We start from the raw sequence: 18,954 nt of genomic DNA on the forward strand, positions 1-18,954 counted from the left end.
AAGGACCAGGTGTAGAAACCTAGTCCTATACTTAGTTTTCTATTTACTATTTAACTATAGAAGTAACAACTCCTGATCCTACAGTTCTTCCACCTTCTCTGATTGCGAATCTTAATCCCTCATCCATTGCGATTGGGTTTATTAATTCAACATTCATGTCGATGTGGTCTCCTGGCATTACCATTTCCATTCCTTCTGGTAATTTGATTGATCCTGTTACGTCTGTTGTTCTGAAGTAGAACTGTGGTCTGTATCCATCAAAGAATGGAGTATGTCTTCCACCTTCTTCTTTTTTAAGAACGTATACTTGACCTACGAAGCTTGTATGAGGGTGTACTGAGTTTGGTTTTGCTAAAACTTGACCTCTTTCGATGTCTGTTCTTTGTACTCCTCTTAATAATGCTCCAATGTTATCTCCAGCTTGTGCTTGGTCTAGAAGTTTTCTGAACATCTCTACTCCTGTACAAACTGTTTTTCTCTTCTCTTCTTGTAATCCTACAACTTCTACTTCGTCTCCAACTTTAAGTATTCCAGTTTCAACTCTTCCTGTTGCAACTGTCCCTCTTCCAGTGATTGTGAATACGTCCTCTACTGGCATTAAGAATGGCTTATCTGTTGCTCTCTCTGGAGTTGGGATATAGCTATCTACTGCTGCCATTAAGTCCATTATGCACTGTGTTGGCTCTTCTGCTGTTGGGTTCTCTAGTGCTTTTAATGCTGATCCTGTTACTATTGGAATGTCATCGCCTGGGAAGTCATATTCGCTTAATAGCTCTCTGATTTCCATTTCAACTAATTCTAATAATTCTGGATCGTCTACCATATCAGCTTTGTTTAAGAATACTACTATGTATTGTACTCCAACTCTTGATGCTAATAGGATATGCTCTCTTGTTTGTGGCATTGGACCGTCTGCTGCACTTACTACTAGGATCGCTCCATCCATTTGTGCTGCTCCTGTGATCATGTTCTTAACATAGTCAGCGTGTCCTGGGCAATCAACGTGTGCATAGTGTCTTGTCTCTGTTTGATACTCTACGTGTGCTGTGTTGATTGTGATTCCTCTTTCTCTTTCTTCTGGTGCTTTATCTATTGATGCATAATCAAATGCTTCTGCAAATCCTTTTTTTGATAATACTGTTGTTATTGCAGCTGTTAATGTTGTTTTACCGTGGTCTACGTGTCCTATTGTTCCAATATTTACGTGTGGTTTGTTTCTTTCGAATTTAGCTTTTGCCATTTTTCAATTCCTCCTTGATAAAGAAATTATTTATTATTTATTATTTATTAAAATTTAGGATACTATTTTTTTATAATTTGTTCTTGAACACTCTTAGGTACTTCTTCATAAGCAGCAAACTCCATGCTTGATACTCCTCTACCTTGTGTTGCAGATCTTAATACAGTTGTATATCCGAACATTTCTGATAGTGGTACCATTGCTCTTATAACTTGAGCTCCAGCTTGTGGGTCCATACCTTCTATTCTTCCTCTTCTTGAGTTTACGTGTCCCATAACATCTCCCATATATTCTTCTGGAACTGTTATTTCAACTTTCATTATTGGCTCAAGAAGTACTGGATCTGCTTTTGCCATAGCATTCTTGAATGCCATAGATCCTGCAATTTTGAAGGCCATTTCTGATGAGTCAACATCATGGTATGATCCATCAACAAGTCTAACTTTAAAGTTAAGAACTGGGAACCCAGCAAGTATACCTCAATAGGATATGCTCTCTTGTTTGTGGCATTGGACCGTCTGCTGCACTTACTACTAGGATCGCTCCATCCATTTGTGCTGCTCCTGTGATCATGTTCTTAACATAGTCAGCGTGTCCTGGGCAATCAACGTGTGCATAGTGTCTTGTCTCTGTTTGATACTCTACGTGTGCTGTGTTGATTGTGATTCCTCTTTCTCTTTCTTCTGGTGCTTTATCTATTGATGCATAATCAAATGCTTCTGCAAATCCTTTTTTTGATAATACTGTTGTTATTGCAGCTGTTAATGTTGTTTTACCGTGGTCTACGTGTCCTATTGTTCCAATATTTACGTGTGGTTTGTTTCTTTCGAATTTAGCTTTTGCCATTTTTCAATTCCTCCTTATATAATTTTAAATTTATCTTACTTTATTGTCAAAGTAAACTTATCCACGTGTGTTGTACTATCCAACGATTTTGGAGCCCATAACCGGGATTGAACCGGTGACCTCCACCTTACCAAGGTGACGCTCTGCCTACTGAGCTATATGGGCATTTTATAATCATTGTTATAGTGTTAAAACACTATATATCAGTTATTGATTATAGTATATATCCAATTATTTGTCAACACTATTCTTTTCTATTTTCTAAGCATTTTTCAAGTTTTCTTTTCACTCTTTGCAATGCATTATCAATAGATTTTGCCTGTCTATCTAAATCACAAGCTATTTCTTGATAAGACTTTCCATCTAAATAGGACATAAGCACCTCCATCTCTAGGTCAGAAAGTACTTCTTCTATTTGGAACTCTATACTTTTTAATTCTTCTTTCCCTATTATCAGTTCTTCTGGATCAGAAACCTTTATTCCAGAAATAATATCTAATAAGGTTCTATCTGATTCTTCATCATAAATTGGTTTGTTAAGAGATATGTATGTATTAAGTGGGATATGCTTTTGACGAGTCGCAGTTTTGACAGCAGTTATTATTTGTCTAGTAATGCATAACTCAGCAAACACTTTAAAAGACGCAAGTTTGTCGTCTTTAAAATCTCTTATAGCCTTAAATAACCCTATCATTCCTTCTTGGTATATATCTTCCTTATCTGCACCAATCAAAAAATAGGACTTTGCTTTTGATTTAACAAAATTTTGGTACTTTCTAAGTAGATACTCTAACGCTCTTTCATCACCATTTCTAGCTTCTAATACGATTTCATCGTCAGTCTTTCCTTCAAATTGTGAACCCAAACTCTCATAGCCAACCCTTTTATCCAACAATATCCCCTCCAAAGTGCAAACGGATTCAACTTAAATTATACATTAATTAAAATTTAACAGTCAAGCCAAATTACTTACTTCGCCTTATTTTTTCAAGTTTTTCTGCACTTTCTTTGTCAATATTTTCTTCTAGCAAATTTCTATTGGAAGAATATCTAGTTTCGTACCTTTTCTCTAACCTTTTATTATCATTTATAATTGAGTGATAAAACTCTAAACTGGAAATTCTTACTGCTCCTCTTTGAAAGGTAACTTGTTGTTCCATAGAATCCGAAGTAACTACGTGGACTTCAAAGCTTCTTCCTATATTGTTTACCGCTCTTTCAATATAGGAATCTGCCGTTTCCCCCTCTCTCGTGAAAACTATAATTAAATTTCCTTCTCTTTCTTTCTTTTCTAAACTCCCCTTAACCATGTGTGCATCGAAAACAATAATTATATTCCAGCCCTTAAATGCAGCATAGTTTTGAAGCATATCAATTAGTTTTATTCTTGCAGCTTCATAACTATAATCTTTTATATCCCTCAGCTGTGGCCAACTATTTATTACATTATAGCCATCAACAAACACTTTTTTCAAAATATTCCTCTTGAGTCATATGCCTATTTTAATCTTTGTTTTAAAATCTCATACATAATCATACCACTAGCCACTGAGGCATTTAAGGAACTAATATTTCCTACCATTGGTATTTTCATAAGTACATCACATTTTTCCTTAGTAAGTTTAGAAATCCCTTTGCCTTCGCTTCCTATAACTAAAGCTACAGCACCTTTTAGATTTACATCGTAACAATAACTTTCTCCATCCATATCAGCACCGTATACCCATATGTTAGATTTTTTAAGTTCATCAATTGCAGCATTAATATTAGTCACCTTTGCTATTTTCATATACTCTACTGCTCCAGCGGAAGTTTTATACACTGTAGGAGTCATTCCCACATTTTTTCTTTTTGGAATTATAATTCCATGAACACCACATGTTTCAGCTGTTCTAATGATAGAACCAAAATTATGTGGATCTTCTAACTCATCTAGTATTAAAATGAATGGATCCTCATTTTTAGACTTCGCATGATCTATAATATCACTTAATGCAAAATATTTATATGGAGTAACAATAGCTATAACTCCCTGATGAGCTCCTGTTTGTGACATTTCATCTAATTTAGCTCTTTCAACATACTTAACAACAGTTCCTTTATCTTTAGCAAGACCTAATACAACATTAATTGAACCTTTAGTATCACCTTTTGCTACTAAAATCTGCTCTATAGTTCTGTCAGACCTTAGAGCTTCAATAACCGCATTTCTTCCTTCGATTAAATCTTCTCTTATTACCTGTTCAACTTGAGGAGCTTGCTCGACTTTTTTCGCATTGTTAAAATTTCTTTCCTTCTTTTCTATCTTACCTCTAAAATTTTCTCTCTGTGCTCTTTTTTCCTTCATACTTTACCTCACTCTTATCTTTTTTGTAATTATTTATTGAAATCTCAATTTTTATAAGTTTGAATATTTTTCTCTTACCTGTAATATTTGTCCACAAGTCATAGTTCCCTCTGGGCATTTTTCTCTAACACAATTAGGCCCACAGTACTTAAATAAATTCGGTGCTACGGATTTAACTAATCTTAGCATTTCATCTGCTAACTCCCTTATTTCCCACTGTGCTCTATTACAACATCTGTGACTAAAGAAATTCATAAGTTCTCTTGCATTCATAGTTGCCATAATTTTAGTTTCGCAAGCATTAGGGAATACATATCTAGCATCTTCTATTGCTTTCTTCTCAGCTTTTGATTTTAAAGATTTCAGAGTTTTCTCATCCAAATCAACTTTTGAATCACTATGTTCTCTATGTTGTTCGATATATTCTTGAAAAGCTACTTCCGTAAGCAACGTTGCAAGTTTATCATAATCCTCTTGATCCTTTTTCATCGCCTCAACAAATATTTTTTTTGCTTCTTCATTTTGCTCTATAGCAGGTGGTATTATGTACTCAAATGCTTTTAACTTTACATATCTCTGACTTTGCTGAGAGTATGATGCAATTCTATGTCTTACTAACTGATGGGTTAAACTTCTAGATACCCCCTCAATTGCAAAAGTAAAACTAACATGTTCCATTGGTGAATAATGACCATAGCTTGCAAGCATATTAATAAAACTTGATGTCTTCTCTTCAGTTAATCCTTCTGCTATATCCTCTACCCCAACAGCACTGTAACAAAGCTTTGCTGCGGAAGCAATAGTCTTTTCTGGTTCTGGTGTAAACTGTACCAATTTAACTTTTACCTTCATTATTATCCCCCACTTCGACAATTTTATTTAAGATGTAGTTAAGCCTATCCATCCTATTTAATATATATAAATACCCAATGAGAGCTTCAAAACCTGTAGCCCATCTGTAGTTTGCAACATCAGCATTTTTAGGTGCATTGGATTTAGTATTTCTAGCTCTTTTAAACACACCAAGCTCTTCCTCTGTAAGTTCATCTACTATCTGTTTCATATATGTACTTTGCGCTTCTGCTTTTACATAGGATACAGCTTTTAAATGTATTTTTTGTACATTGGATTCTCTGTTTTGTTCTACTAGATAAGTTCTTATAAAAACTTCATAAACTCCATCACCAATGAGTGCAAGTACTAATGGATTTATAAATTTAGCTTGTTCCTCAGTAAACTTATCCTTAAGCAAATTAAATTCCATAAATAATTCTCCTTAAGAAGATTTTTTAATATATAATTTATTAGTAACGTTACCTCCCATTAAGTTGTAAAATTAAGATATATCTTAAGTTATATCTTAATTTATACACTAATGTATAATATTCAACTCAAGTAAACTGTTACAAAAACATACCTATTCAGATTATGTCCCAACTTTAATCTTAACCAGTACAAATATTAGGTTTATACCCCTTATCAGTATTTTTTATAATACTAATAAAAATATCCTAGCAAAGTCCTATAACATAGTTCTATACTAAATTAATTATAACATTGAGTATGGAAACCAATCTTTTTAAAAGTCGATGATTTGATTATATACAATAATTCAATTATTTCATAGTTAATTTTAATATTAAAACTTCATTCTAGTAAAGTTTTCTTTATTTTTAAAACCGTTCTTCATAAATTACACTGCTTCAAATACCTTCGATAGCTAAACCTTTATAGATATCATTAAAAATTGCTATATATTTATTATAAATAAAGTAGTAAGAACTTACTTCTTACTACTTTACTTTCTTTTTCTATATTTCCCTTACTTTTCTACAATTTGCAGGTTATATCCCTTATCTTCTAAATTGTTTATAATATTTTTTGCATGCTCTTTAGATTGTGTTTCTATTTCAAAAGTAACATTTGTATACTCAAGACCTTTTGAACTCCAGTTTCTATCTTGTCTTGCTTTATATACATTTCCACCTAAAGCAACAATATCAGTAATTATAGACCCTAGCTGTCCTACTCTATCCTGCAGCTCAACAGATATAGTAATTCTTCTCTTTAGCATTACTAGCTCTCTGTCTATAATTTTAGATACCATAGCAATGTCGATATTTCCTCCACTAACTAGTGCCACAACCTTTTTACCTTCAACATCTATTTTACCTGCTAATAGCGCAGCTATACATACTGCTCCAGCCCCTTCAGCAACTAGCTTATTCCTCTCCATTAGAGAGAAGATTCCATAAGCTATTTCATCTTCTGTAACCGTTACTATTTCATCCACATACTTTTTCATGTATTTGAATGTATTATCTCCTGGGGTCTTAACTGATATTCCATCTGCTAAAGATTTCACCCCTGGAAGTGTAACAATTTCATTTTTTATAAGAGAAATTTTACTTGAAGCAATAATTTCAGCTTGAACACCAATTACCTTTATATTAGGATTTATAGCTTTTGCCGCAACGGCCATTCCTGAAATTAATCCTCCACCACCAATTGGTACAACTATAATATCAGTATCTGGAAGATCCTCTAATATTTCAAGAGATATAGTTCCTTGCCCAGCTATTACCTCATCATCATTAAAAGGATGAACAAAAGTTGCTCCTGTTTCCTTTTGTACTTCAACTGCTTTTGAATAGCACTCATCATACACTTCTCCATGTTGGATAACTTGTGCTCCATAATTTTTAGTAGCTTGAACTTTAGCTAAAGGTGCCGTGGTAGGCATTACAATGGTAGCTTTAATTCCAAAAGCTGTAGCTGCATAGGCTACACCTTGAGCATGGTTTCCAGCGGAAGATGCCACCACTCCATTTCTTCTTTCTTCTTCACTTAAAGAACAAATTTTGTTATAGGCACCTCTTAATTTAAAAGCACCTGTCTTTTGCTTATTTTCACACTTTAGGTATACTTCACAACCACATTCTCTTGAAAAAGTACTTGAATAAAATAATGGTGTTTTTCTTGTTACATCTTTTAAATTCTCTTGTGCTGCTTTTATATCTTCAATAGTTATCATCTGTGTCTCTCCTTAATCACTAGAACTCTAGTTAATCTTATATATTATTCCCAAGTGCCATAAATTAAACAATAACTCTACTAATTTTTTATATCTTTTAAGACTAACTTTGCTATATTACAAAGTTACCTTTATTAAAAAGTCATTAAAACCCAAACATAAAACCCCAAATGCTATTATAACTTTAAATTATTTTTTATAAACTCTTCTTTTACCTTATCTATTACTTCTTCTATAGATATTACTTCATTTTCAGAGTTAGTTCTCAACTTAAACTCAACTTTTCCCTCTGATATTTTTTTCCCAACAGTTATTCTCATTGGAATACCTATTAAGTCAGAGTCTTTAAATTTAACTCCTACCCTCTCATTTCTATCATCCATTAAAACTTCTACTCCAAGCTTTTTAAGCTCTAAATATAAATTTTCTGCTATTCTCATTTGCTCTTCATCTTTAGTAACAACTGGTACCACAATTACATGATATGGTGCGATAGCTAATGGCCAAGTAATTCCATTATCATCATGATGTTGTTCTATTATTGCTGCCATGGTTCTATTAATACCAATACCATAGCAACCCATAACTAGTGGTTTATCTTCCCCATTTTCATCAATGAAGGTTGCACCCATTGACTGTGAATACTTAGTCCCTAATTTAAAAATGTGACCTACTTCTACACCTCTTGCTATTGTTAAGCTGCCACCACACTTTGGACATTTATCTCCTTCGATAACATTTCTAAAGTCTCCAACTTTTCCTTTGAAATCTCTACCATAATTCACATTTTCATAATGGAATCCAGTCTCATTAGATCCTACAACAAAGTTATACATTTTAGAAACTTCTTCATCTACTAGTAACATATCTGCATTTATACCTATTGGTCCTGCGAAGCCAACCTCTGCTGAAGTGACTACTTTTACAGTTTCAGCATCAGCCATATTAAAATCAATAGCACCTCCAATAGCGTTAACTACTTTTGTTTCATTAACCGCTCTATCGCCTCTTACCATCACAGCAATAGTTTTTCCATCAGCTTTATATATTAGTGTTTTAGCAAATTTATCTTCTGTAGTGTTAAAAAATCTTACTAATTCTTCAATACTTCTAATCTCTGGTGTCTCAATTTTATTTAAAGTTAAATATTCTTCCTTAATTTGTTCTTGTGGAATAGCTGGAGCCTTTTCCATATTAGCCGCATAATTGCAACAAGAACAGAAAACTACTTCATCTTCTCCAACCTCAGATTTAACCATAAACTCAGCTGAACCAGATCCACCCATAGCTCCTGAATCTGCCTCTACAGCGCTGCAATCTAAACTACATCTTTTAAATATATTAGTGTAAGCTTCATACATCTTCATATAAGAAGTATCTAATCCACTTTGATCCTTGTCAAAGCTATAAGCATCCTTCATTATAAACTCTCTAGATCTCATAACTCCGAATCTAGGTCTTCTCTCATCCCTATATTTTGTTTGAATTTGATAAAGATTTAATGGAAGTTGCTTGTAAGACTTTATTTCATTTCTTGCTATGTCAGTGAAAACTTCTTCATGAGTAGGCCCAAGACAGAAATCTCTATCATTTCTATCCTTTAGTCTAAACATTTCCTCTCCCATGACATCCCATCTACCTGATTCCATCCAAAGTTCAGCTGGAAGTAATGCAGACGCTAAAAATTCCTGTGCTCCAGTTTTATCCATTTCTTCTCTTACAATGTTCTCTATTTTCTTTAACACTCTAATACCAGTAGGCATAAAGTTATATACCCCTGAAGCCATTTTTCTCATCATTCCAGCTCTTAGCATTAATTGATGGCTTGGAATCTCTGCTTCTGCTGGAACTTCTCTTAATGTACTAATTAACATGTTAGAAAGTTTCATATTCGTCCTCCTTTTGTATTTAGATTTAAAAAACTTCAAAAAAAGAAAACCCACCCTTTTTTAGGGCGAGTTCTATCGCGGTACCACCTAAATTTGTACTCAATGTTTTAACGGTATATAACCGGTAGTTTTACTACTGCTCAGAAGTGGGTTCAAAATTGTTGAAAATCTCTCAGCCTTGAATTTTCTCTCTGTAAGTTAATTTTTACTATTCTTCATCATTGCATTAGGTATCTAAAATAAAATAACCAATGAAAATTTCAACTGAAATTTCCCCCTATAAGAAGGTTGACCATAAACTAGCAATACTAACAATTTGTTATCAACATATGTTGCTAATATATTAAAATCTAACTAGCTATTCTTTAAGATGCCTTATATTAAATTTTCATCAAAAGTAATATACAACTTAGTTAAGTGTTTGTCAATACTTACTGCTAATATTATTTAAATAAAATAATTGTTTATAAGGTTTAAAGGTATAAATTCAACTTACTCATTCACTTATAAATTTTAATAGCACTGTAAACTCAAGTTTTAATATCAGATTTTTCATCAACACGTTTCTTATAATATTGTTTTTTATAATGATCTCTCTAGATGGACAATATACAGTTTATAAAAAATTAAGGCACTTAAGTATTGAGTTCTTAAGTACCTTAAATTCATTAGTTATATTGCTGTCTATGTATATATAGACGTAGACGTTTTAAGCTTCTTTAGGCTTTGCAAATATCATTCTTCCAGCAGCAGTTTGAAGTACTGAAGTTACAACCACTGTAATAGTTGCACCTATGTACCTTCTTCCTTCTTCTACTACTATCATAGTTCCATCATCCAAATATGCAACCCCTTGTCCTGATTCCTTACCATCTTTAACAACCTGAACTTCCATTTCTTCTCCTGGCAAAACTACAGGCTTAATGGCATTTGCAAGCTCATTAATATTTAACACTGGAACTCCCTGAAACTCAGCAACCTTATTTAGATTATAGTCATTTGTAATAACTTTTCCGTTTAGAAGTTGAGCTAACTTAAGTAATTTGCTATCAACCTCATTAACATCTTTAAAGTCACCTTCCCAAATTTCCACTTTTATGCTTAATTCCTTCTGAATTTTATTAAGAATATCAAGGCCTCTTCTTCCCCTATTCCTCTTTAATCCATCACCTGAATCTGCAATATGTCTTAGTTCATCTAAAACAAAGTTTGGAATTATTAGAGTACCCTCAATAAACCCTGTTTGACAAAGATCAAATATTCTTCCATCAATAATTACTGAAGTATCTAGAACCTTTGCTCCTTCTTTTGCATTATTTTTACTTTTTCCCTCTCTACCTGAAGGTAACTTTTTCATATTACCAACCATAGTGAGTATTTCCTCTTTTTTTCTAAGTGAAATATCAGCGAATAACACCATTATGATAATAGTAAGGATTATTGTGATAATTGTGATTATTATTGATTCAACTCTAATTAAGCTTGAAATCAGTACTGAGATTACTAATCCAACTACTGCTCCTAAAACTGTAAAAATCACATCACTAACTGGTACTTTTTGAACTCTTTTTTCTAGGTACTCCATTGAATTTATAATAGCTGTGCTCAAGAATGGTGAAATAAAATAAAATATAAGTCCACAGAAAATTACCGAAAATATGATAAACAATACCCCTTGCAATGATACTATAGTTGAAATATTTAATGCAGATAAAAAGTTATGGGTAATAGCCCATTCACCTAATATGTACCCCAAAGTACCACCAACTAGTGTAAAAAGACCTCTTAATATTCTTTTTAACATATTTTCACCTCCTAATAAAAATTTATGCTTATTCAATTATAATTATTGACAAATAAACACTCTTGTATCCTATATAATAACTATATATTATGATGAAAGTTATTTCAACAAGTTATTGCACTATTAGTGAAACTTTATCCTAATAATAAAGTTCTAAACCCCACCTCTTATTCAGGAATTATGAGTTGAATTGCGCCTCTTATGTACCTAGTAAAAGGATACAATCACCTTTATCTACAATGCTTTCTTCATTTCCTTAAAATTTTATTAACCCCCTGTTATTAATATAAATTATGTTATATTATATAAACATACCAATTGTATGCAATACCTAGATAAATTAAAGGAGTTGAACATGATGAAAGACCTAATATTTGATGAGTTTCAAAATGCAGTTGATAGTTGTTTACTAAGACATAAAAGTATTTTAGATATCATGACAAAACTTCAGGAATCTCAAGCTCGAGTAAATAGAGCAGTTATTAAGTCAGTAACTAGTTGTGGTTGTTTAAAGATTAATGCTGAAAAACAATGTATTCAGGAAAATATAGATTTAGAAGATTTAAGTGAATGTCTTGATACTCACCTTGTTGGTAATATCTGTGACAGCTGTAGAGAGGTAATTGAAAGGGAACTAGGTAATAATCTATTCTACATAACCTCCCTTTGCAATACTTTAGATATAAACTTATATGATGTACTATTGAAAGAATATAATAAAATAAGTACCTTCGATAAATTTACTTTTAGATAGAGCTATTTGCAATATTGCAATAAGATTATTATGTCTTTGATATTTTCAAACTGTATTTATTGCTATGATAATATACTTATCTAATAATATTTAGTTTTTTATTTGTCTTATATAGAACAATTAACTTAAACATATAGCACAAAATATCTAATATTTTGTGCTATATGTTTTTATCTAATATGAATTGCTCTTTTAGTCTTCTTAATCCATTTTTAATAGCTTTAGCCCTAGCTTCACCTATTCCTTCTACTGAATCCAGTTCTTCCAAAGAAGCTTCCATTACTCCTTGTAGCTCTTTGAAATGTTTAGCTAGATTTTCTATAATAATTGAAGGTATTCGTGGAATTTTATTTAAAATTCTATATCCTCGGGGAGAAATTAATGTATCTACCAATGGTACTCCTGAATAACCCAAAACTTTTCCTATTAAATCCAAATCCAGGAGTTCCTCTGAGGAAAGTTTTTCAATGTTTTTATATATCTGCTGATAACTTGATGATGAAGAACAATAATCTCTTATCAAAAAAACACCTTCCTGTTCTATACCCTTCACAAGCTCTCCTAATTGCATAGAAATTAATCTTCCTTCATTTCCAAGCTCACATATATAAGTTTCAATTTCATATATAATCCTCATTACCATTTCTGTTCTTTGTATTGCTGTAACAACGTCTAGTAAGGTAGTTAAATCCTGAAGCTCTAATAAATTTAAATTACTTGTAACCCTATCCAACACAAACACATACTTTTCTAAAGTCTGAATTGCCTGATTTGCCCTTGCTAAAACCTCATTACTATCTCTAACCACATACTTTATATCATCTTTATAAACTGTGATTACGTTTCTTCTTTGGGAAATGGCAACCACTATAGAGCTTGTTTGTTTTGCAATTCTTTGAGCAGTTCTATGTCTAGTTCCTGTTTCTCCTGTAGGTATAGCCGAATTAGGAATAAGTTGAGTATTAGCAAAAAGTATTTTTTTTAGGTCACTACTGACTATTATAGCTCCATCCATTTTAGCAAGCTCATAAATATAAGCTGGAGTATATTCTGAATTTATGAAAAATCCCCCATCTACAATATTCAATATTTGTTCGCTATCGCTTAATACTACTAAACCTCCTGTTTTAGCTCTCAAAATATTATCTAAGCCCTCTCTAAGTTGAGTTCCTGGAGACATCATTTTCAATATATTCATTAATTCTTTTTGTTTTTCTTCTCTCATCTTTTCCTCCATAAACAACTTTGTAGCACTTTAAAAACATGTAGTAATTACTTTGCAAGTTTTGTTTTGTGTTGTGATTCTAGTTATTAAGCTCAGTATGATAAAACTATACCCTGGTAAATTAATTATGGTGAAAGTTATATAAAGTTAACCAACAAAACTTTTAAGCGCAGTTTAAAAAATTATGCTAAGCACTTCCTTCACAGAGGCTACCCCTATAATATTTATATTTTTACTCTTAACCTTTTCTGTGTTTTTCATAGGCATAATTATATTAGAAAATCCCATTTTAGCAGCCTCATTAATAATTTTTTCAACTTGAGCAATAGGCCTAACCTCCCCAGTAAGTCCAACTTCTCCAACTACTAAGGTTCTATCTAGTTTAATCTCTCTTCCTTTAGCACTAGAAATTAAAGCCACTGCTAATCCTAAATCTCCATAAGTTCCTTCTAGATTTAGTCCTCCAACTACGTTCACATATACATCTGAGTTATAAAAATGAATTTTTAGCTTTTTTTCCAACACTGCAAGAATTAAACTTAATCTTTGATTATCAACACCTACTGCAGTTCTTCTTGGCATTACGGCTTTAGTCTCACTTACAAGAGCCTGTATTTCTATTAATAAAGGTCTAGTTCCTTCAATAATTCCTATAACTACAGCTCCTTCTTGCTTAAAAGATGTTTCCTGCAAAAAAACTGAAGATGCGTCTAGTATTTCCTCAAGCCCACTTTGTCTCATTTCAAACACACCAATTTCACTAGTAGTACCAAAACGATTTTTTATTGTTCTTAGTATTCTAAACTCTTGTGTTCTCTCTCCTTCAAAGTAAAGCACAGTGTCTACCATATGCTCAAGAACTCTAGGTCCTGCAAGTTCCCCTTGTTTAGTAACATGAGCTACTATAAATAAAGGAATTGATTTTGTTTTTCCTATCCTCATTAGTTCATTTGTACACTCTCTAACCTGTGATACACTGCCAGGGGCAGATGAAATATCACTTTTGAATAGGGTTTGAATAGAGTCAATAATTACAAAAGCGGGCTCAAGATCTACTATATGATTCTCAATTATATCGATGTTAGTTTCTGATACAATAAATAAGTCATCACATATGGAATCAAGTCTTTCTCCTCTCATTTTAATTTGTTCTTCTGATTCTTCTCCTGATACATAAAGAACCTTCCCGTATTTTCGTGATATATTTCTTGCACTTTGTAATAGTATAGTTGATTTTCCGATTCCTGGATCACCTGATATTAAGGTTAGTGATCCCCGAACTAATCCACCTCCTAGCACCCTATTTAGTTCTGTGATGCCAGTATCTAATCTTTCATATTGACTTGACTTTATATTAACAATGCTTTGAGGTTTATTGCCTCCTGACATGGTTACAGCCCTTTTAAACCCTGTATTAACTGGAGTTTTAGTTTCCTCTGTCATGGTGTTCCAATTATTACAACCTGGGCATTTTCCACACCACTTAGGTGACTCATAACCACATTCACTACATACATATGTATTCTTTATTTTAGCCATATAATATCCTCCGTAAACTATACTATTAAGATTTTAACTAATTATCGCCATAATATACTACCTTATCTATTGAAGGTATATATATTATCCATAAATAATAAAAAACCACTTTATTTAAGTGGTTTTTTATTATTAGGTTATAATTAATTATATATCTATAAAGAGTGTAGTACAACAAATTTAAGACTATTAATTCAATGCCCTTTGTAATTTCTAATATTATACTCAACATATTTCAATTGGTGTTTTTTAAGGTATCTTTCACTATTTTCCGTTAAACTTTAACTCACCATTTTCAAGAGTAACCTCTACATTATCACCATGACTTACATTTCCCTTTAATATTTCTTCTGAAAGCTTATCCTCAATAGTTTTTGTAATTGCTCTTCTTAATGGTCTTGCACCATAATTTAAATCATAGCCTTCTTTTGCTAGGTAATTCTTTGCTTCATCAGTGAAGGAAATACTTATATTTTTATCCTTTAATCTTTCACTTACAGAGTTAAGCATAAGTGAAACTATTTGTACTAAATCTTTTTCCTCAAGCTTATGGAACACTATAATATCATCGATTCTATTTAAGAACTCTGGTCTGAAGGTATGTTTTATTTCCTCCATAACATTATCCTTCATCTTATCATATTCATCTCTAGCTACATCTTTGCTTTGAGCGAATCCAATAGATTTTTGTTTTTTAATAGTGGATGCTCCTGCATTTGAAGTCATGATTACAATAGTGTTTTTAAAGTCTACAGTTTTACCTTTCCCATCAGTAAGTCTACCATCTTCAAGGATTTGTAGTAGTATATTGAATACATCCGGATGAGCCTTTTCGATTTCATCAAACAACACCACTGAATAAGGGTGTCTTCTTACCTTATCTGTTAACTGACCACCTTCATCATATCCTACATATCCTGGAGGAGCTCCAATAAGTTTAGCCACTGTATGCTTTTCCATATACTCGGACATATCAATTCTTAACATGGCATTTTCATCACCAAACATAGCTTCAGCTAAAGCCTTTGAAAGTTCAGTTTTTCCTACACCTGTTGGTCCAAGGAAAATAAATGAACCAATTGGTCTCTTAGGATCTTTTAGCCCAACCCTTGCTCTTCTTACGGCTCTTGCTATTGATTCTACTGCTTCCTCTTGCCCAATAACTCTCTTATGAAGGATTTCTTCAAGCTTTAGTAACCTTTCAGATTCTTTTTCCGTAAGTTTTTCAACAGGGATATTAGTCCATCTTGCTATAACCCTAGCTATATCACTTTCATCTACTACTGAATCTGCATCTTTGCTTTTTGACACCCAATTATTCTTCGTATTTTCAAGCTTATCTTTAAGTTGTTTTTCTTTATCTCTTAACGTTGCAGCTTTTTCAAAATCTTGAACTGTTATTGCATCAGACTTTTCTTGTGTTACCTTTTCAAGTTCTGCTTCCACCGCTTTTAAGTCTGGTGGTGCTGTAAGATTTTGAATTCTAACCTTAGATCCAGCTTCATCAATTAAATCAATTGCCTTATCTGGTAAATATCTGTCTGTTATATATCTATCTGAAAGATTTACAGCGGCATCAATAGCAGCATCAGTTATTTTAACTCTATGATGTGCTTCGTATTTATCTCTTAACCCTTTTAAAATTTGTACTGTTTCTTCCTTGCTTGGCTCTTCTACTGTTACTGGTTGGAACCTTCTTTCCAAAGCTGCATCTTTTTCAATATGCTTTCTATACTCATCAATTGTAGTTGCACCTATACATTGAATTTCTCCACGAGCAAGAGCTGGTTTTAAAATATTTGAGGCATCAATGGCTCCTTCAGCCCCACCTGCTCCTACTATAGTGTGGATCTCATCTATAAATAGTATTACATCTCCAGCTTTTGATATTTCCTCCATTACTGATTTAAGTCTTTCTTCAAATTCCCCTCTATACTTTGAACCTGCTACCATAGAAGATAAATCTAAAGTTACAACTCTTTTATCCCTTAATAATTCAGGAATATTCCCTAATGCTATTTTTTCAGCAAGCCCTTCTGCTATTGCTGTTTTACCAACTCCAGGGTCTCCAATTAAACAAGGATTGTTTTTAATTCTTCTACAAAGTATTTCAAGCACTCTTTGAGTCTCATTATCGCGCCCTATAACTGGATCTAATTTCCCTTCCTTAGCGAGAGCTGTTAAATCCTTCCCATACTTCTCTAAAGTAGGTGTTTTAGAATTTTTAGCTTTTTCTCTTCCTACTGGCTGATTTGTTCCTTCAACTTCTCCTGCCACAGCCTTTAACTCATTTCTAAGTTTATTAAAGTCTGATCCTAAGTTAGCTAGTATAGTATAAGCTACTCCTTCTGGTTCCCTAATTATTGCTAAAAGTATGTGCTCAGGAGAAATATAATTTTGATTTAACCCTCTTGCCTCAACTAAGCTTAATTCTATAAGTCTTTTAGTTCTAGGAGTTAAATATATTTCATCCTTTGGCATTTCTACGTCTCCATTACCTATATACTGATTTACCAAAGCCTTTACCTTATCATAGCTAATTCCCATATTGTTAAGTGCATTAAAAGCTATTCCATCTTGCTCCTTTAAAATTCCAAGAAGCATGTGCTCTGTTCCAACATATCCGTGTTTATAATTTTGAGCTTCTTCATTAGCATACATTAAAACCTTTCTTGCTCTTTCATTGAACCTATTAAACATCTTATCTTCACCTCTTAAATACATTATTTAAAGCTATTTCTTATAATTTCTGCTCTTTTAATATCTCTTTCTCTTTCATTCATTACTGCCCCTGAATTAAGCTGCATTGTTGCTGAAAGTATTTCTACTAAAAGTGAATTTAGTTTTTTCTTATCAATATCTTTGATTATATCCATCTCTGTACCCAATCTTACATATGAAAGCAAATTTAGCGCTTCTTTTGCAGTTATGACTAACGCATATCTTAAGATACCTAAAGATCTCATAATACTATCTTTTGTTTCATACTCATAAGATTTAATATATTTTTCCCTTGCTAACTTTTCTTCAACAATTATATTATTTATAACTGCTAACAAATTATCTATTATTTCTTCTTCACTTGGTCCTAGTGTTACTTGATTGGATATCTGATATATGTTTCCATAACCTTTTGAACCCTCTCCAAATAAACCTCTAATTGTAAGTCCCATTTTGCTTAACATATTTACCATTCCATCAATAGCTCCTGACTTTGTAAGTGCAGGCAGATGAATCATAACAGAAGCTCTAAGCCCTGTGCCTACATTTGTTGGACAGGTTGTTAAATATCCTAAATCCTTATCATATGCGAAATCTAGTGATTCCTCTAAAAGGTTATCAATCTTATTAATCTCATTATAAGCTTCCTTTAAATTTAATCCCCCTACAATACATTGTAGTCTTAAGTGATCTTCCTCATTTATCATAATGCTTATTGTTTCATTATTATCTTTTATGAAAGCAGCCTTCTCCTTATTTATAATTAATTTATCGCTTATAAGGTGCCTTTCTAAAAAAGACTTGCTAGTTATTTCATCACTATCCCACATATAAAGAGACTTAAAGTTTTCCTCAATATATGCAGACTTATTAAAGGCTTCTTCAACCCTTTTAACAACTTCCCTCCCTTTGTCTCTATCTAGTTTATTAGGGAAAGAATAATTTTTTAAGTTCCTAGCTAACCTAACTCTACTGCTTATTACTATATCTTCACGAGAAGTTTCTGCTTTAATCCAATTCTCCATAGCCCTGTTCCTCCTAGCCTTGCTGCTCTATATTTCTAATTTTATCTCTAACTTCAGCAGCCTTTTCGTACTCTTCCATAGCAATGGCCCTTTGAAGATCTTCCTTTAGTTTTTGAAGCTCTTTTTTTAGCATTATTTCTTTTCCGCCTTTAACAGGTATTTTTCCATGGTGTTCTGTGCTGGGTTGAACTCTCTTTAAGATTGGTATTACAGTATTATTAAAAATACTGTAGCAACTACTGCACCCTAAAAGGCCACTTTCCTTAAACTCTCTATAAGTAGTTCCACAATTACTGCATACTACTTGACTAGGTAGATTTGTTTGAGTAGAGGTATTCATATAATCTAAAAATCCACTTAATAGATTTTGAAAGGAAAAATTAGAACTAAAGTTCATGTCCGGAAGTAAATTAATTCCTTCTAAGTTCTTAGCACAGTATTCACATACATGTTTTTCTTCCTTAACTCCATTTATAATTTTAGCGATATGAAAATTAGCCTCATTTTTTTGACATATCTCACAAAGCATA

General features: G+C 32.6%; 15 protein-coding genes, 1 tRNA gene, 2 pseudogenes and 1 other annotated feature. Of the genes and pseudogenes, 1 reads left to right on the forward strand and 17 read right to left on the reverse strand.

The genetic code is table 11. From position 1 onward, the window contains the following. Positions 1 to 46 precede the first annotated feature (46 nt). From tuf to C661_RS0120230, 12 genes and pseudogenes are all read right to left on the reverse strand, one after another. The gene (tuf, locus tag C661_RS0120175) at positions 47 to 1,240 is read right to left on the reverse strand and encodes an elongation factor Tu (protein WP_017417142.1); all 1,194 of its coding nucleotides are present in this window, start codon (positions 1,238 to 1,240) and stop codon (positions 47 to 49) included. 62 nt (positions 1,241 to 1,302) lie between these two features. Further along, a pseudogene (gene fusA / locus C661_RS0120180) lies at positions 1,303 to 1,719 on the reverse strand (elongation factor G); the annotation flags it as partial. 1 nt (position 1,720) lies between these two features. Beyond that, a pseudogene (locus C661_RS0120185) lies at positions 1,721 to 2,086 on the reverse strand (GTP-binding protein); the annotation flags it as partial. An 89-nt stretch (positions 2,087 to 2,175) separates the two neighbouring features. Continuing rightward, positions 2,176 to 2,251 (reverse strand) — tRNA-Thr (locus tag C661_RS0120190). 79 nt (positions 2,252 to 2,330) lie between these two features. Further along, complete coding sequence (gene sigH / locus C661_RS0120195; RefSeq protein ID WP_017417145.1) at positions 2,331 to 2,978, reverse strand: RNA polymerase sporulation sigma factor SigH; 648 nt, start codon at positions 2,976 to 2,978, stop codon at positions 2,331 to 2,333. A gap of 73 nt (positions 2,979 to 3,051) precedes the next feature. Continuing rightward, complete coding sequence (locus C661_RS0120200; RefSeq protein WP_017417146.1) at positions 3,052 to 3,561, reverse strand: NYN domain-containing protein; 510 nt, start codon at positions 3,559 to 3,561, stop codon at positions 3,052 to 3,054. A 23-nt stretch (positions 3,562 to 3,584) separates the two neighbouring features. Further along, complete coding sequence (gene rlmB, locus C661_RS0120205; RefSeq protein ID WP_017417147.1) at positions 3,585 to 4,433, reverse strand: 23S rRNA (guanosine(2251)-2'-O)-methyltransferase RlmB; 849 nt, start codon at positions 4,431 to 4,433, stop codon at positions 3,585 to 3,587. Positions 4,434 to 4,484: 51 nt separating this feature from the next. After that, a complete protein-coding gene (gene thyX, locus C661_RS0120210; protein WP_017417148.1) occupies positions 4,485 to 5,285 on the reverse strand; it encodes an FAD-dependent thymidylate synthase in 801 nt (266 codons plus the stop codon). Beyond that, on the reverse strand, positions 5,269 to 5,697 hold the full coding sequence (locus tag C661_RS0120215; protein WP_017417149.1) for a Mini-ribonuclease 3: 429 nt from the start codon (positions 5,695 to 5,697) through the stop codon (positions 5,269 to 5,271). Before C661_RS0120215 ends, thyX begins: the two co-directional genes overlap by 17 nt. A gap of 558 nt (positions 5,698 to 6,255) precedes the next feature. Next, on the reverse strand, positions 6,256 to 7,467 hold the full coding sequence (gene ilvA, locus C661_RS0120220; protein WP_017417150.1) for a threonine ammonia-lyase: 1,212 nt from the start codon (positions 7,465 to 7,467) through the stop codon (positions 6,256 to 6,258). A gap of 176 nt (positions 7,468 to 7,643) precedes the next feature. After that, on the reverse strand, positions 7,644 to 9,356 hold the full coding sequence (locus C661_RS0120225) for a proline--tRNA ligase (protein ID WP_017417151.1): 1,713 nt from the start codon (positions 9,354 to 9,356) through the stop codon (positions 7,644 to 7,646). 58 nt (positions 9,357 to 9,414) lie between these two features. Further along, positions 9,415 to 9,587 (reverse strand) — a binding site (T-box leader). Positions 9,588 to 10,065: 478 nt separating this feature from the next. After that, positions 10,066 to 11,160 (reverse strand): PIN/TRAM domain-containing protein, encoded by a 1,095-nt coding sequence (locus C661_RS0120230; protein ID WP_017417152.1) that lies wholly within the window; start codon positions 11,158 to 11,160, stop codon positions 10,066 to 10,068. Between the two features lie 358 nt (positions 11,161 to 11,518). Between C661_RS0120230 and C661_RS0120235 the strand changes: the two genes are divergently transcribed. After that, positions 11,519 to 11,914, forward strand: a complete 396-nt coding sequence (locus tag C661_RS0120235; protein WP_017417153.1) for a nucleoside triphosphate pyrophosphohydrolase family protein — start codon at positions 11,519 to 11,521, stop codon at positions 11,912 to 11,914. Positions 11,915 to 12,074: 160 nt separating this feature from the next. Here C661_RS0120235 and disA read toward each other — a convergent pair whose 3' ends face one another. The 5 genes from disA to C661_RS0120260 all read right to left on the reverse strand — a co-directional run bounded on the left by disA (position 12,075) and on the right by C661_RS0120260 (position 18,953). Beyond that, positions 12,075 to 13,139, reverse strand: a complete 1,065-nt coding sequence (gene disA / locus C661_RS0120240) for a DNA integrity scanning diadenylate cyclase DisA (protein ID WP_017417154.1) — start codon at positions 13,137 to 13,139, stop codon at positions 12,075 to 12,077. A 174-nt stretch (positions 13,140 to 13,313) separates the two neighbouring features. Beyond that, positions 13,314 to 14,678, reverse strand: a complete 1,365-nt coding sequence (gene radA, locus C661_RS0120245; RefSeq protein WP_017417155.1) for a DNA repair protein RadA — start codon at positions 14,676 to 14,678, stop codon at positions 13,314 to 13,316. Between the two features lie 264 nt (positions 14,679 to 14,942). Next, the gene (locus tag C661_RS0120250) at positions 14,943 to 17,378 is read right to left on the reverse strand and encodes an ATP-dependent Clp protease ATP-binding subunit (RefSeq protein ID WP_017417156.1); all 2,436 of its coding nucleotides are present in this window, start codon (positions 17,376 to 17,378) and stop codon (positions 14,943 to 14,945) included. A gap of 23 nt (positions 17,379 to 17,401) precedes the next feature. Beyond that, positions 17,402 to 18,424, reverse strand: a complete 1,023-nt coding sequence (locus tag C661_RS0120255; RefSeq protein WP_017417157.1) for a protein arginine kinase — start codon at positions 18,422 to 18,424, stop codon at positions 17,402 to 17,404. 13 nt (positions 18,425 to 18,437) lie between these two features. Beyond that, entirely contained in the window at positions 18,438 to 18,953 is a 516-nt protein-coding gene (locus C661_RS0120260) for a UvrB/UvrC motif-containing protein (RefSeq protein WP_017417158.1), read from the reverse strand. Position 18,954 lies beyond the last annotated feature (1 nt).

The sequence above is a fragment of the Clostridium tunisiense TJ genome, assembly GCF_000300195.1.
In the GTDB taxonomy this organism is placed as follows: domain Bacteria; phylum Bacillota; class Clostridia; order Clostridiales; family Clostridiaceae; genus Clostridium_J; species Clostridium_J tunisiense.

Excerpts from the sequence above, each read along its gene's own strand:
- rlmB (WP_017417147.1), bottom strand. The coding sequence starts at position 4,433 with ATGAAGGAAAAAAGAGCACAGAGAGAAAATTTTAGAGGTAAGATAGAA.
- tuf (WP_017417142.1), bottom strand. The coding sequence starts at position 1,240 with ATGGCAAAAGCTAAATTCGAAAGAAACAAACCACACGTAAATATTGGA.
- C661_RS0120255 (WP_017417157.1), bottom strand. The coding sequence starts at position 18,424 with ATGGAGAATTGGATTAAAGCAGAAACTTCTCGTGAAGATATAGTAATA.
- ilvA (WP_017417150.1), bottom strand. The coding sequence starts at position 7,467 with ATGATAACTATTGAAGATATAAAAGCAGCACAAGAGAATTTAAAAGAT.
- C661_RS0120235 (WP_017417153.1), top strand. The coding sequence starts at position 11,519 with ATGAAAGACCTAATATTTGATGAGTTTCAAAATGCAGTTGATAGTTGT.
- C661_RS0120230 (WP_017417152.1), bottom strand. The coding sequence starts at position 11,160 with ATGTTAAAAAGAATATTAAGAGGTCTTTTTACACTAGTTGGTGGTACT.
- radA (WP_017417155.1), bottom strand. The coding sequence starts at position 14,678 with ATGGCTAAAATAAAGAATACATATGTATGTAGTGAATGTGGTTATGAG.
- C661_RS0120225 (WP_017417151.1), bottom strand. The coding sequence starts at position 9,356 with ATGAAACTTTCTAACATGTTAATTAGTACATTAAGAGAAGTTCCAGCA.
- C661_RS0120250 (WP_017417156.1), bottom strand. The coding sequence starts at position 17,378 with ATGTTTAATAGGTTCAATGAAAGAGCAAGAAAGGTTTTAATGTATGCT.
- disA (WP_017417154.1), bottom strand. The coding sequence starts at position 13,139 with ATGAGAGAAGAAAAACAAAAAGAATTAATGAATATATTGAAAATGATG.
- C661_RS0120215 (WP_017417149.1), bottom strand. The coding sequence starts at position 5,697 with ATGGAATTTAATTTGCTTAAGGATAAGTTTACTGAGGAACAAGCTAAA.
- C661_RS0120260 (WP_017417158.1), bottom strand. The coding sequence starts at position 18,953 with ATGCTTTGTGAGATATGTCAAAAAAATGAGGCTAATTTTCATATCGCT.
- thyX (WP_017417148.1), bottom strand. The coding sequence starts at position 5,285 with ATGAAGGTAAAAGTTAAATTGGTACAGTTTACACCAGAACCAGAAAAG.